Origin of the sequence: Methanomassiliicoccus sp., assembly GCA_033485155.1 — an archaeon.
GTDB lineage: Archaea > Thermoplasmatota > Thermoplasmata > Methanomassiliicoccales > Methanomassiliicoccaceae > UBA6.
On the sequence record JAWQJJ010000006.1, the window covers coordinates 135,773 to 150,210 of the forward strand.

Annotated in this window: 14 protein-coding genes; 11 read left to right on the forward strand and 3 right to left on the reverse strand. The window is 56.6% G+C overall.

Annotation, left to right across the window (positions count from 1 at the left end):
- Positions 1–188: 188 nt before the first annotated feature.
- The 4 genes from SA339_10100 to SA339_10115 all read left to right on the forward strand — a co-directional run bounded on the left by SA339_10100 (position 189) and on the right by SA339_10115 (position 3,588).
- Complete coding sequence (locus SA339_10100) at positions 189–1,016, forward strand: recombinase family protein (protein ID MDW5563565.1); 828 nt, start codon at positions 189–191, stop codon at positions 1,014–1,016.
- A complete protein-coding gene (locus tag SA339_10105) occupies positions 1,009–1,836 on the forward strand; it encodes a recombinase family protein (GenBank protein MDW5563566.1) in 828 nt (275 codons plus the stop codon). The genes SA339_10100 and SA339_10105 overlap by 8 nt, the downstream gene beginning before the upstream one ends.
- Positions 1,837–1,869: 33 nt before the next feature.
- Complete coding sequence (locus SA339_10110; protein ID MDW5563567.1) at positions 1,870–2,667, forward strand: proline dehydrogenase family protein; 798 nt, start codon at positions 1,870–1,872, stop codon at positions 2,665–2,667.
- A gap of 369 nt (positions 2,668–3,036) precedes the next feature.
- Positions 3,037–3,588, forward strand: a complete 552-nt coding sequence (locus SA339_10115; GenBank protein MDW5563568.1) for a hypothetical protein — start codon at positions 3,037–3,039, stop codon at positions 3,586–3,588.
- Positions 3,589–4,656: 1,068 nt separating this feature from the next.
- On the opposite strand, the gene SA339_10120 is transcribed toward SA339_10115, so the two are convergent.
- Positions 4,657–4,989 carry a DUF190 domain-containing protein gene (locus SA339_10120; protein MDW5563569.1) on the reverse strand — a complete coding sequence of 111 codons (333 nt, stop codon included), beginning with the start codon at positions 4,987–4,989 and terminating at the stop codon, positions 4,657–4,659.
- Positions 4,990–5,376: a fluoride efflux transporter CrcB gene (gene crcB, locus SA339_10125; protein ID MDW5563570.1), complete on the reverse strand. Its 387-nt coding sequence runs from the start codon at positions 5,374–5,376 to the stop codon at positions 4,990–4,992. It abuts the gene before it with no gap.
- 356 nt (positions 5,377–5,732) lie between these two features.
- Here crcB and SA339_10130 point away from each other — a divergent pair, with 356 nt between their 5' ends.
- Together SA339_10130 and SA339_10135 are read left to right on the forward strand one after the other, a co-directional pair.
- A complete protein-coding gene (locus SA339_10130) occupies positions 5,733–7,253 on the forward strand; it encodes an MBL fold metallo-hydrolase (GenBank protein ID MDW5563571.1) in 1,521 nt (506 codons plus the stop codon).
- 293 nt (positions 7,254–7,546) lie between these two features.
- Positions 7,547–9,655, forward strand: coding sequence for a CHASE4 domain-containing protein (locus tag SA339_10135; GenBank protein MDW5563572.1), 2,109 nt, complete (start codon positions 7,547–7,549; stop codon positions 9,653–9,655).
- Here the strand turns inward: SA339_10135 and SA339_10140 are convergent.
- A complete protein-coding gene (locus tag SA339_10140) occupies positions 9,624–10,160 on the reverse strand; it encodes a hypothetical protein (protein ID MDW5563573.1) in 537 nt (178 codons plus the stop codon). The genes SA339_10135 and SA339_10140 overlap by 32 nt on opposite strands.
- 270 nt (positions 10,161–10,430) lie before the next feature.
- Here SA339_10140 and SA339_10145 point away from each other — a divergent pair, with 270 nt between their 5' ends.
- The 5 genes from SA339_10145 to SA339_10165 all read left to right on the forward strand — a co-directional run bounded on the left by SA339_10145 (position 10,431) and on the right by SA339_10165 (position 14,433).
- Positions 10,431–11,735 carry a phenylacetate--CoA ligase gene (locus SA339_10145; GenBank protein MDW5563574.1) on the forward strand — a complete coding sequence of 435 codons (1,305 nt, stop codon included), beginning with the start codon at positions 10,431–10,433 and terminating at the stop codon, positions 11,733–11,735.
- On the forward strand, positions 11,735–12,160 hold the full coding sequence (locus tag SA339_10150; GenBank protein MDW5563575.1) for an ACT domain-containing protein: 426 nt from the start codon (positions 11,735–11,737) through the stop codon (positions 12,158–12,160). Before SA339_10145 ends, SA339_10150 begins: the two co-directional genes overlap by 1 nt.
- Position 12,161: 1 nt before the next feature.
- Positions 12,162–13,199 (forward strand): LD-carboxypeptidase, encoded by a 1,038-nt coding sequence (locus tag SA339_10155; GenBank protein MDW5563576.1) that lies wholly within the window; start codon positions 12,162–12,164, stop codon positions 13,197–13,199.
- A gap of 254 nt (positions 13,200–13,453) precedes the next feature.
- Positions 13,454–13,969, forward strand: coding sequence for a YbhB/YbcL family Raf kinase inhibitor-like protein (locus SA339_10160; GenBank protein ID MDW5563577.1), 516 nt, complete (start codon positions 13,454–13,456; stop codon positions 13,967–13,969).
- Between the two features lie 11 nt (positions 13,970–13,980).
- Positions 13,981–14,433, forward strand: coding sequence for a YbhB/YbcL family Raf kinase inhibitor-like protein (locus tag SA339_10165; GenBank protein MDW5563578.1), 453 nt, complete (start codon positions 13,981–13,983; stop codon positions 14,431–14,433).
- The last annotated feature ends 5 nt before the right edge of the window (positions 14,434–14,438 follow it).

Below are 14,438 nucleotides of genomic sequence, written 5' to 3' on the forward strand. Positions count from 1 at the left end.
TTAAACCATTGTGTACGGCAATAGCTAATAATGTATTGCAAGTAAAGATAACAGCTTAAATAATTAATTAACACCAAAAGATGCACGTATTTGCTCGTCGAGGTGACAGGAAATCTTATTCGTAGATAACCGATTCAAGACTGGGATGCACCTGGGGCCGGCCCGGGCATGATGGGAGTGCCGTTCTATTGCGCGCAGCGTTGTATGCCAGAGTATCGACGGATGATCAGGCGAGAGAGGGCTATAGCATTCCGGCTCAGCTAAAGCGTCTCAACGCTTTTTGCAAGGCCAAGGGCTGGGATGTGACCTCAGAGTATGTAGACGAAGGGTATTCCGGGCGGGATGTCAACCGACCACGTTACCAGCGCATGATGGCCGATCGAGAGGCGTGGGATGTCCTTCTTGTCCTCAAGATGGACCGTATCCACCGTAACTCGAGAAACTTCACCCAGATGATGGACGACCTGAACGTGTGGAATAAGCAGTTCAGTTCCATGCAGGAAAAGTTCGACACCACCTCGGCGATGGGGCGCTTCGTCATGGACATCATACAGAGGATCGCCCAGCTTGAATCGGAGCAGATCGGGGAACGGGTCAAGGTCGGCATGGTCCAGAAGGCCAAGAAATGCTCAGGCCACTTGGGAAGCCCCGACCCGTACGGCTACGAGATCGTGCAGGGCGAGCTCAAGGCGGTGGACCACGAGGCCGGAGTGGTCCCTTTCATCTATCATAGCTATGCCAACGGGACGTCGCTCGAGGACATAGCCCGAAGGCTCAACGGCCTCGGGATCCCGGCTAAGAAGGGAGGCCGATGGAGCAAGCAGGCGGTGAGCGGGGTGCTGCGCAATCCGGTGTATTGCGGTTACATACGATGGGATGGGCAGCTGATCCCTCTGAGCCATCCCACGCTCGTCTCCACAGGTTCATACAATCTGGTCCAGGATATGATGGAGGAGCGCCGGAGGAACGGTCTGGGAGCACATCACCGGCTGGTGGAGGCGACCTCCGATGACTAGGGCGGCGATTTACATCCGGGTATCCACGGAGGAGCAGGCCGAGGAAGGCTATTCCCTCGAGGCCCAGCGGGATCGCCTGGTCGCCTACTGCGAGGCGCAAGGCTGGGACATCGCCGATGTCTATGCCGACCGTGGACACACCGGCCGGAAGATCAGCAACCGCGACGAGTACAAACGGATGCTGGCCGAGAAGGACAGATGGGACAACATCCTGGTCATGAAGATGGATCGTATCCACCGCAACTCGAAGAACTTCATGATCATGATGGAAGAGCTGGAAAAGTGGGACAAGAAGTTCACCTCAATGCAGGAAGAGCTGGATACTTCCACCTCCATCGGCCGTTTCGTCGTGGACATGATCCAGAGGATCGCCCAGCTTGAATCGGAGCAGATCGGGGAGCGGACGTACATGGGCATGGCCCAAAAGGCCGAGTCTGGGGGGCTCCTGGGGTTCAACCCACCCTTTGGATACGGTATCGAGAACAACGACCTTGTGGTCAAGGACGAAGAGGCCGCGGTGGTGCGCGAGATGTTCGACTCTTACTGCTCCGGGCTGTCCATGAACTCCATCGCCCAGTCCCTGAACGGACGGGGGGTCTTCACTCGTCGGGGGGCCCGCTGGACCCTCTACTCGATACGGCAGATCCTTCACAACCCCGCCTATGCTGGGTACCGCAGGTGGGACGGATACCTGGTGAGGAGCGGGCACGCCTCCATCATCGGCCTGGAGACCTATAATCGGGTCCAGGAGCTCGCCGCCTCGAGGACCCGCGACCCCCGGAAGCGTGGACGTAGGGTCCTGACCCCTGAAGATGCCTAATGTTTTTTGATATGGCACTCAATATGCTTAACCATGCCAGACCGATGGACCCTTCCGGACCGGGATTCCGCACTATCTTGGTGCGCGAGGAGGAATGAACAGGGCATACGTTGTATAATCGACATCCTGGGCCGGTATAATCAGGATGAGGAGAGGGCCCGCCAGTCCCACGATGCGTACCTAGCCCTGGCGAACGAAATCGTTAGCCGCCGCCTCAAGGCATCTCTTTCAGTCAAACCATCGACATTCGGGGGGACCGTCGGGCGGCAGTTCACCAAGGCGCTCGTCGGCAGCCTGTGCGAGAAGGCAGCTGATCTCGGTGTTCCTATAGAGTTAGACATGGAGGGGCAGCGTATGGTCGATTTGACCTTGGAATTGGCCGAGGACTGCGCCCATTCCGCCATTAAGCCCACCGTCGCCCTGCAGGCATATCTCAACCGCACCCCGCAGGACATCGAGCGTATGATCGATTCTGGGGTCAGAGTGAGGTTGGTGAAGGGGGCGTACACCGGCGACATCCGCGATTTCACGACCATCTGCGAGGTATACAAGGACCTAATTGAGCTGATAATCTCCAGGGACGTCCCGTTCTGTGTAGCCACCCACGACGCGGACCTCATCGAATGGGCACAACAAAGGTTCCATGACCGCGACATGATGGAATTCAGCTTCCTCAAGGGCCTGTCCGACCAGACCAAGGTACATCTGGTGTCCGATGGTTGGAAGGTCTCGGAGTATGTCCCTTACGGGGCGAACAAGGAAGGTTATGAAGCCCGCAGGAAGACCTACCTGAGAACACTGGATGAACTCGGAAGAGTCCCTGCCCCATGATACATCCGTGGCATACCTTTTTCTATAATGAATTGCCGATTAAGCTCTAAGTCCGTCGATGCCCTTAGCCTAGCACCGGTGGGGACATGTCTAGGAGGAGGGCATGATTCCTATCATAATGATTGCATAAATAGAGCCGATGGAGTAAATTCCTAATCGCATTGATAATGTATTAACAGACTATATGGATAATAATAGCTTTAATATTTCAAGCTCATACAGGAGGCGGGAATCCTTGGTGACAAGGGGACCTGACTTCAGAGGAGGAGAAGCCGATTAGACGGCGAGGGAAGGGAAGCAAGGGCGACCGAGCTTCTCCATCGCACGTCCGGCTCAAACAGTAACTGAGGGAAAAAAGGAGGAAAAAAAATGGCAGAAGAATCGAATGTGCATGCGAAAGTGGCGATGGCCGATGTGGCTGGACTGTTCCTCATCGGGTTCTTCGTCCTATTGGTCGGATGCTACGGATTGAAGCTGATGGACACTCTCGATGTGGTTGTGGCGATCTCCATCCCAGTAGGTATTGTCGCCCTTCTCGTCACATTGATGATGTATCTGAACGAGAATGTCCTAGGAACTGGAATATTTGCTCCGCTGGCAATATTCTTCTTATCGGTTGGTGTGATACCCACAAGCGTCAGTGGCGCCCTGTTTATGGTCACCATTGGCATCATCATCGGGGTTGACGCTATCGTTGCCCTTAGCCAGCCGGTTAAGACGCTTCCGATCCACCTGGGAATCGCAACAATCGCATTCTTTGCGACCGCTGCGTTCTACAACGACACTAGCCTTGAGGCGGCGAGATATCTCTTCGGTATCCTGTGGTTCGTGCTCGGCCTGTACTCGTTCTATATGGCGGCGGGCATAATGCTGCTGGTACTGAAGGGCAAGCAGGTTCTCCCGTTGCTCATCAAAGCTTAAGCGTCCAAACCTCGCTTAAAGGCCAAAACCCCTTCCTATGCCTTTCTTTTTTCAAACCTAGCCGTTGCTTCTTTTCATACTAGGCTCTACAAAAATGGCTTACTAGTCTTGAAAAAACGGCAGATTAGGGAGGCAGTCGTTCAAACTCTAAGCGCTCTCTAGGAGCCCAACTCCGGGCAAGATTCGAAGCTTAGGAGTTCCTGCAAGCAGTAACGACAAGTCCTGATGCATGAAAACATCTTAGAACCTCGGGCAAGAAAAGGGGGATTTACGGGCTGTTTTTCTGTTGAAATGCCCCCCTGTTTTCTTGCCGATCTATGGCAATTTTCGGGTTCGAAGAACAAAAAAATATCGTTCGTCCGTCGAATGTACTCAACGCAGTCATCGTATGTTCTTATAATGTATAACGGTAGAATGCTCCGGTAGGCGATATTGCGCATTAATGTGCATCAAATCTCCCCACTCAATTTGATATTCGGGAGACCGTTGTTGACTATATTGGCATTATTAGCGTAATATTCTATTGATTGCATTGTATCTATTAACAATATGGAATTGTATGATAACAATTATATCAATAGCATCAATAGCTTCTATAGCCGAGGGTCTCGACCCCGGCTCTTTGGTGGTCTCAAAATGGAAGAAAGCAAAGCGCCCGAAGCGAGGACAAGCATACAGATTTCTCCGGAGACCCGGGATCGATTATTCCGTTTGAAGTTCCGAAGGACCTATGATCAATTCTTGAACGAGCTCTGTGATGCTTACGAAAGGGAGGAAAAAAGCACCCAAGAATCATCTAAAACTCCCTGACTTTTTACACCTTTTTCATCATTTTTTTACGAAGCTAATAATTATTAGCTAGTATGGATAACTGCTATTATTGTTAAGGTGAAACATTAACGCGTATTTTCGCTCGTGACGATATTATTAGCAGTAAAAAAACGAAAAGAAACGGCGCCCCGCCTAAGATAGGGGCAAGAAAAAACATGGGGATTTTTGATTTTTCATACATTGTATTTATATATTAATTAATAAATATTTTCTATCTTTTTCACTTGACTTTCTCAGTCAAGGCGCGCTCTCGCGGACCTCCGTTACCTCGTCTAAAGTTATCGGCCCGTCCTTGATCATCGCCCGGATTTTGGGCAGAACGGCCATGATTTTCTCCTCAGAATCCACGGTCTCGATAAGCATCGGGAGGTCAGTTGAAAGACGCAAAGGGGACGTTGAATGTAGCAAACTTCGCCTTCCGAACCCATACACGCCACGGGTCACCGTAGCCCCTCTGATGCCATCCTCCCTAAGCAAATGGACCACCGCCTTGTATGTCGGCATTCCTTTGAACTGGTCCGATTCACCCACATATGCCTTCAGCCGCAGCATCTTCACCATTGACGTCATTCAGCTCCCTACCAGCAAACCCACTGCTCTCCCCAGGAACGCCCCCAGGACACAGACTCCGCCATTAAGGAGTATGTTCCCCAAAGCCCATAGCCATTGCCCTCCCTGAGCTAGATTGACCGTTTCCAGGGAGAATGAAGACAGGGTGGTGAAACCGCCGAAAACGCCTATGAACAGGAACGCCCTGGTCACCGAGCTGATGCCCTCTCCCTGGGACCAGAAGAAGAACAGCATGGCGATCAGGAAGCTGCCGATCAGATTGACAGCAAAGGTGCCCCAAGGGAAGTCTCCCCTGGTCAAATACCCCTGCAGGAGGTAGCGGAACACGCTTCCGATGGCCCCACCTAGTGCTACAAGAATAACGAGCTTCAACTCTTCCGTTTCCACGCCCGCCCTCAAGCAATCAGATTACTTATGATTGACTATTTTCCAGGTTTTCCAGTTAAATATAGCAAAAAGATAAAAAATACAAGTTAGTAGCTGAAATAGCTTAATGATTTAATGATACAGCTATGTTGTCTAAAATAGGACATAATGTCGCTTGAAAGGGAATATCGTGCCGACGTGCGGGTCATCAGGAAGCCCGATCGGAAAGAGCAGTCGTCGTCCGTGTCCATAAGTTCTCAACTTCCAGTACCAGGTCTTGGAATGAAGATCGTTTTCTGTGAATAGAACGGCCGCACTGAAAATACCAGATGGACGATTGGCAACATTTTAAACCACTTAGGCCGGTACATGGGCGCGTGAGCACCTTCTCGTTCATCGCCCGGATGCCTGATGATCCCGGCGCCCTGCATCGGGCCGCAGAGATCATCAAGAGCCACGGTGGGAACATCCATCGCGTCGACTACGACCGCCGCATCGATCCCCATATCGTGTTCTTCCAGGTAGACGCGGACGAGGATGCCCCAGAGAAGATCACCAAGGACCTCCGGGCCATCGGGTACCTACAGACCTCGCTGGCGACCCTGAGGTTCCTCAAGTTCTCAGTGTACCTTCCGGACGAGCCGGGCATGCTGTTCGAGTTCCTCGGACATACCACTGGTGCCGGCGCCAATATAGCATTCCTCGATTTTGACGACCGCGGTAAGCACCCCGGGCGCCTTACCGTCGCCCTGACCCTGGACAACGACGTCGTGGCCTACCAACTGCTGGAGGAAATGAAGCTCCGATGGAGGTTGGAGATCCTCGAGTATGACTCCACGGGCAAGAGGCTTGATGACACTGTCTTCTACATCCGCTTCGCCCAGGAGCTCCGCGAGATCATCGGTACCGAGGACGAGGAGTTCCTGTTCCGTCTGCTGCACGATTCCAACCACATCGCTCAAGAGCTTACCTCCCAGGGACGCGATCCCCATATGGTGTTCCGCTCCATCCTGCAGACCGGCCGGACCCTTCGCCAGACCACCGGGGCCGGATTCTACTCGGTATTCCAGGAGATGACGCTGAGCACTGGAGGGAAGCTTTACTGTTTCCAGCTGCCCTGCGGCGGATCGGTGTACGTCCTGCGCAACGCCGGCCGGATCGCCATGTTCGACACCGGGTTTGGCATCTATCACCGTGAGATCGTGGAGATGCTGGCCCATTTCGGCTTGGACGCGCGGGAGCTGGAAGGGATATTCATCACCCATGCCGACGCCGATCACTCCGGGGGCGGGGCGCTCTTCGAGGCCCCATCGTACCTGCATCAGGGCTCGATGGACATCATCCACGCTGCCAACCGGGCATACGGCTCGCAGATGGAGGGTTCGATCCTCGGCCAGGTGTACACCAAGTTCATCAACCTGTTCTCCCAGTTCAACCCTCCGACCAATGTGGTTCTCCTACCTCCGGCGTCCAACAAGACCCGCAACGGCCTCTCCATCATGGGTGAGATCGAAATATGCGGCCTGAAGTTCGAGGTACTCGAATCGCTGGGAGGGCATCTTCACGGGCACGTCTTCTATCTCTGCCCAGAGGTAGGGCTGGTGTTCACCGGCGATTGCCTCATCAACTTCGATTCCCTCACCCCCGAGATGGAGGAGTTCGCCACTCTAGCCAAGAACCTGATGACCACGGTCAACGTTGACTCGGAACGAGCGCGCAAGGAACGCAAGGCCTTGCTGGAGATCGGCCGTGAGTTCGACGACCGTGCAAAAGAAGATGGCCGTCGACTACTCGTCTGCTGTGGTCACGGGGCAGTCTCCACCATCGAGGGCAACGGCCTCAGGGTGCTCGGGGAAACGAAACGCTACTCGGTAGAGGAGCATTATCAGGCGAAGTGAGCATTGTTCTGTCCTCCTGCAAGTGAAGGTTGACGATGCCCGATCCGAGTGATGGAGAGGATGATCCTGAGCGATCGATCCTCTACCGGTCGGTCACGGTGTGATCATTCTTGATCTCCCCTCCATACATTCCCGCAGGCGGACGAGGATACGGGGATGATTATACCAACTTCGTCTCGTATCAATTGCATCAAGCTGGCTTTTGATAGACGGGTTAGAAGGATTATATAACATGCTCTTTTGACACATCTGGGGCGCTTTGGACTCCGTCCCGGGGCTCCGCAGAGGCTACGATGAAGCTCCGTTCGAAGACCCTCCTCGCCGTGGGCGCTATCATGATAGTTATGATGTTCGCCATCGTTGCTATCACCTCAGACATAGTGATGCAGGGGGCGATCACTCACGAGAAGAAGGACGTCGATTTAGCCCTGGACAGCGTCTCCATCTCCATTCGATCGGTCGAATCGGAGATGTCTAGGACAGCCAAGGATTGGGCCGCTTGGGACGCCACCTACGAGTTCATCGACAGCCTGGACCAGTCATATTTGGAATCCAACATGGATAATGAGACGTTGAGCAGCCTGCAGATGAACTATCTCCTGATGTTCAATAACTCCCGCCAGCTTATCTATGGTCAGGGATACGACAATGAGAATGCCGAACCTCTGAACGTATCCCCAGGAATCATCGACGTCGTCCTGGCCAATATTCCCGAAAAGGCCGTGGACGAGCCGAATGATTCCTTCCAGGGGGTGGTCCTGACCGAGCGGGGCCCCCTCCTGATCGCCGTTCACTCCATAACCGACGGGTCCGAGGCCCTGCCGGTAAGGGGGTTCCTGGTAATGGCCCGTCAATTAGACGATGCAGTGATCGAAAGCATCAGCGATATCGTCAAGGTGCATGCGGAAGTGTTCCCGGCCAACGACTCTGCCGGATGTGATCTCGACGCAGCGACCTGGAACGATGTGCTCCACAACGGGTCGGTGGTGGTTAAGCCTTTCAACGACACCTTGGTCTTCGGCTATCAGGCCCTGCCCGGGATCAACGGGTCGGCCGTGGCGGTGATGAAGATTGTGGGCGAACGGCATTCCATTGCTCAGGGGATCGAGTCCACTAACCTCATCGCCACAGATCTCGTGTTCGTCTCCCTCCTGTTCTGCGCGGTGACACTGGTGGTGACAGACCGCTTCACCACGAGACGGATAGGCCGATTGTCTCGCCAGGTTAAGGAGATTGGAAAGAACGGCAACACCGCCAGCCATGTAAACATGGACGGTTCGGACGAGCTGTCTGATCTTGCCCAGGAGATGAACGAGACCATTGACGCCCTCCATTCGACCAAGATCGCCCTCCAAGAGGGCGAGAGACGGTATCGGGCCATCGTCAACGATCAGACTGAGATGATCTTCCGCATGACCGAGGACGGCGTGGTCACCTTCGCCAACCAGGCCCTCCTGCACGACCTTCGCCGCAGCGAGGCCGAGGTCATTGGTACGAAGGTGCAGGACCTGGTGCCGCCCGAGATCTTCGAAAGGCTGAAGGCCCGCTGCGAAGAAGCGGCAATGGTCGAAGGCGCATTGAAAATCGACCACCACTCCCCCCGTTCATCCGGGGACAGGTGGATGTCCTGGATCATCCGGAAGATCCCTGTGGAGAATGGCGCATTGGAGTTCCAGTGGGTCGGCAGGGACCTCACCGAGCAAAAAATCGCCGAGAGCGCGTTGGCCATGGCCAACAAGAAGCTCAATCTTCTCGCTTCGATCACCCGCCACGACGTGATGAACAAGCTCACAGTGGCCCATGGCTACGTGACCATAGTCCGGGGACAGTCCTCCGATACCAAGGTCGTTGAACACCTGACCAAGGCCGAGGCTGCGCTGAAGTCCATCGAAGGCTACCTGGATTTCACCCGGGACTTCCAACAGATGGGCCTGGCCGCACCGGTATGGCTCAATTTGGAAGAGGCCATCGGCGAAGCTGCCGCCGGTGTACGCTCCGATGGCATCGAGGTGACCGTGGAGGTGGGGGACCTGGAGATCCTGACCGACCCACTCGTGGAGAAGGTATTCTTCAATATCCTTGATAACGCCCAGCGGCACGGCGTGAAGGTGACTACCATCCATATTGCCGCTCATATCGAGGAAGACGGAATGCTCCTGACGATCGAGGACAATGGCGCAGGCATACCTCAGGAGGAGAAAGAACTGATCTTCAGGGCCGGTTATGGAAAGAACACCGGCTATGGTCTCTTCCTGGCGAGGGAGATACTGAGCTTTTCGGGCATGACCTTACGAGAGACCGGAGAGGTGGGCAAGGGGGCGAGGTTCGAGATCTCCGTCCCCCCGACCAAATATCGCCATGCTCCCCGGTTCACTTTGTCCTCGATCGAGCCCACAGCGTGAAGTCCCCCCGCGCCTCGCTCCTTACCGCCCGGTTAAACGAAGCCTCGATGCCCAGTCTCCGGCGGTTGGTCCAATAGTAGAAGGTAAGGAAGAACAGGGTGGCGTCGATGAGGTAGATGGACCGGCGGGGCCCGATGACGAAGCGCGCCGCGGTCTGCTCCATGAACGGGGTGACGAAGGAGGTCTTACCCAGGGTGCAGGCGGAGAGGCACACCGTGCGGTTGCGGAAGCATTCTGAGGGGAACTCCGAGGCATCGATGCTCCCCCGAGGAAGTAGGAAGTTGGCCCCGCCCTCGTCTCCATGTCCGGAGAGGTGGACGATCCTGAACCGCCTCATGAACTGACGGTCCTCCAACATGCTCAGCAGATCGCTCTTATTGGAAACACCGTGCAGCTCGAAGTAGTCGTAGCTGGCCATCTCCAGGACCTTGCTGAGCATGTCCCCCTCGGTGGGGTCCTCCTTAAGGGGAATGGCCTCGATGATCAGCACGCTGCGTTTGCTCACGCCTCGACATCTACCTGGACAGAGATATAGGATACCGTCAATATTTTTCGAAATCACTTCCTCAAGATATTATCTCAATATGGTCGCTGGACGCCATCTCGGCTGGAATGTGCTCGGTTATCAGGAGATGATGTCAAGCGACCGAGCATGGCGACAAGCGAACCGGGGGATGGCGGGAAGAATGAAATATCTCGCGTGCTATGGCGTAGCAAGTCACGACCCCGGCCGCCAGCTACCGAGTTCGGCCGCCAGGGACGACTAGGTGATAACGTGAGGTACTGGGACCCCCGCATGGAAGAGATGACCAAGGCCGACATCGAGGCTATGCAGTTCAAGCTGCTGAAGACCCTGGTATACCGACTGTACTCCTTCTCCGACTTCTACCGGGCCCGAATGAAAGGGTCAAATGTTCACCCCGATGACATCCGGTCCCTGGATGACATCGTCAAGCTCCCGTTCATGTACAAAAAGGACCTGCGGGACAATTATCCGGACAAGATGTTCATCGGAGGCCAGGAGGATTTGGTGCGCTATCACGTTTCCTCCGGGACGACCGGCAAGCCCACAGTGGTGGGTTATACTCAGAAGGACCTCGACAACTGGTCCACATCGGTGGCGAGGGGCCTGTCGTCGGTGGGCCTGGGCCGGAAGGATGTGATGCAAGTTTCCTACGGCTACGGACTGTTCACCGGCGGACTGGGCCTTCACTATGGCGCGGAGAAGATCGGGGCCACCGTCGTGCCCGCCTCGGTCGGCAACACCGAGCGGCAGATCGAGCTCATTCAGGACCTCCGGGTCACGGCGATCGCCTGCACCCCCTCGTACATGCTGCACATGGCCGAAGTGGCTGAGAAGATGGGTGTGGACATCAACCGGGACACCAAGCTCCGTACCGCCATCCTGGGGGCCGAGCCATGGTCGGAGAGGATGAGGAGCCGCATCGAAGAGAGCACCGGGATCAAGGCCTATGACATCTACGGGACCTCGGAGCTGTCCGGTCCGCTGTTCACCGAGTGCAGCGAGCAGGACGGCATCCACATCTGGGGCGACCTGGCGTATGTGGAGGTGATCGATCCCGAGACCGGGGAACGCCTCGGACCCGGGGAGAGAGGAGAACTGGTCATGACCATGCTGCAGAAGGAGGCCCTGCCCATGATCCGCTACCGCATTGGGGATATCACCTCATACGACGACTCGGAATGCTCTTGCGGCCGGTCGCACGTGCGGATATCGCGCATCCAGGGCCGGGTGGACGATATGTTAATCATCCGCGGCATCAATGTCTTCCCGTCCCAGGTGGAGTTCACTTTGATGTCCATCCCCGAGCTGGGAGAGCACTTCCAGATCGTGGTCGACCGCCAGGGGGCCTTGGACACCATGCTGGTTAGGGTCGAGCTGAAGAACGCCCAGCTGTTCTCCGACAAGCTCGATGACCTCATTCGGCTGAAGAGCAAGGTCGCCCATCTGTTGAGGAACAACCTCAATGTGGCTGTGGACGTGGAACTGGTGTCGCCGGGGACCCTGGCCCGTTTCGAGGGAAAGGCCAAGAGGGTAGTCGATAAGAGGGTGCTGTAATGAGCTATACTATCAAGCAGATATCGATATTCGCCGAGAATAAGCCGGGAAGGCTGGCGGCGATCGCTGAGGTCCTGGAGTCGGAGGGCATCAACATTCTGGCGTTCTCGATCGCCGAGGCCAGCGGGTTTGGCGTGGTCAGGGCGCTGGTCGACCACCCGGAGAAGGCGTTCAAGAAGCTCTCCGAGCTGGGCTACGTGGTCTCCACCACCGATGTCATAGGGGTGAAGATGCACGACCGCCCCGGGGGCCTGAGGGAGATATCCAGGATGCTGGGGGATGCGGGCATCAACATCGAGTACGCCTATGCCTATTCTGGCCGCCCTCATGCCGTCCTCATCCTCCGGGTAGACCAGGTCGACGACGCCATCAAGGCCATCCTCTCCAAGGGCGGGCAGCTGCTGGCCCGTGACGAGCTGTCCTGATTTGGCTGCGACCAGGCCCCGCCGGTTGCGGGAGGGGAGCACGGTCGCCCTCATCTCCCCGTCTTGGGGAGGTCCCCACGCCTTTCCCGAGGTGTATGCGAGGGGGGTATCGGTCCTCGAGGACGAGTTCGGCCTGAAGGTGGTGGCGATGGAGCACACCTGCACCCGGCAATCCTACCTGCGCCGCAACCCCAAGGTGCGGGCGGACGACATCAACAATGCATTCCTGGATCCCGAGATCGACGGCATAATCGCCACCATCGGAGGGGACGACTCCATACGGACGCTCCCCGGCCTGAGGACTGACGAGATCTTGGACAACCCCAAGGTTCTCATGGGCTTCTCGGATACCACCACCTTGCTGACCCATCTATCCCTGGGAGGAATGGTCACCTTCTACGGCCCTTCGGTCATGGCCGGCATATCGCAGATGCGAGGTCGTCCCCGGGAGGTGGAGCATCTCAAGTCTGTCCTTTTCCACCCCCGGCCGACCTACGATTACGTCCCTTCACCCTCCTACAGTGAAGGATATCCCGACTGGTCCGATGACAGCGCGGTGGGGAGGGTGAACAGAAGGAAGAGGAGCATGCGGTGGAAGGCCCTGCAGGGCGAGGGGCGGGTGAGCGGGGAGCTGTTCGGAGGTTGCCTCGAGGTTCTCGATCTGATGAGGATCACCAGGTACTGGCCGCCCAAGCGTTTCTGGGAAGGCAAGGTGCTGTTCCTGGAGACCTCGGAGTCGACACCGTCACCGTCATCGGTCAAAACGATGCTCCGCAACTATGGCATAATGGGGGCGCTGGAGTCGGTGAGCGCGGTGCTGTTCGGCCGACTCCGCGGGTTCTCCGCGAAGCAGAGGGCCGAGATGGAAAGAACGATAAGGGCGGTGGTGAGCGAGGAGGTCGGGAGACCCGAGCTCCCCGTGGTGGTCAACATGGACTTCGGACACACCGATCCCCAGATGGTCTTGCCCCTGGGGGTCAGGGTCGAGGTGGACATCGCCGGGCCGGGGCTGAGGCTGCTCGAGCCAGCGGTGCGATGAGTTCTCGTCGTTTGCTCAAAGCCCTTTCCTGCATCCTGCCGCACGATCTCGATTGGCTGATCCACCGCTTTTTATTTCGAGCTGAGGGAAGGAATGGCGCCGCCCAGCCGAACGTTTCCAGAGCATCGCGTGGTTGATCGGATCGAGTTGACGGTCCGATCGTCTGCCTCCCCCATATGCATGCCGTGGCCCGGAAACCGATTTATACCCTGGGTTGGAAAAGAAACGATGTTCGAGGAGGTGCTAGATTGAAGATGATCGATGAGCAGGTGGCCCATAGGCCGAGGCAGAGGGGACTGGAGGTCATGGTCGAGGCCGGGGACCTGACCACGGACGAGGTGTGCGAGGGAACACGGTATTCTCCTCAGATCTCGATCGGCAACCTGCGGGCGCCCTTCGTGGCGGTGGTCATGGAGGAGATGGGACGGGGCGTCCCAGCGAACGTCCACTGGCTTCTGTGGAATGTGGAGAGGGCGGAGGCGATCCCCCGCAACCTGCCGAAAGAGGCGGAGATCACCCGCCCCATCCGAGGCCGGCAGGGCCGCAACTCCTTCGGCGACATCGGCTACTCCGCACCCTGCCCGCCCCAGGGGGCGAAGCGGACCTACCGTTTCCGGGTGTTCGGGCTGAGCGAGGACCTCGACCTCCCAGGCGGGGCCACCGGGCGGGACCTGGAGAGGGCCATGGAGGGCAAGATCCTGCAATTCGGGGAAGCATCTACGATCTACGAGCGTCCGATGGCCGGGAACATCCTGGGACGGGCTCCGTGAGGTGGTAGGGCTTGAGCGACAGGGACCTGAAAGTGGAGCTGGGCTTCAATATCTATCCGAGTAGATACACATGCGACGGGGAAGGGATCTCTCCGTCGATCACCATATCCGGCCTGACCGCTCCCTATCTCGCGATGATAATGGATGATCCCGATGCCAGGGGTACCTTTACTCACTGGATTATCTGGAACATCCCGGCCAGGGACAGGATACCGGAGAGCGTATCTCCCGTGGACCATCCCCCTGAGCTCCCCGGTGCCACCCAGGGGCTGAACTCGGGGCAGGAGATCGGCTACACGCCTCCCTGTCCGCCGCGGGGGTCTCACCGCTACGTTCTCAAGGTGTACGGCCTGAACGCGCAGCTGGACCTTGGGCCGGGGGCGTCGAAGAGGGAGCTGGAAACGAAGATGGAGGCCAAAATCGTGCAGTTCGGGGAGGCCATGGCCACCTACGCCCGCCCCTGAGTGAA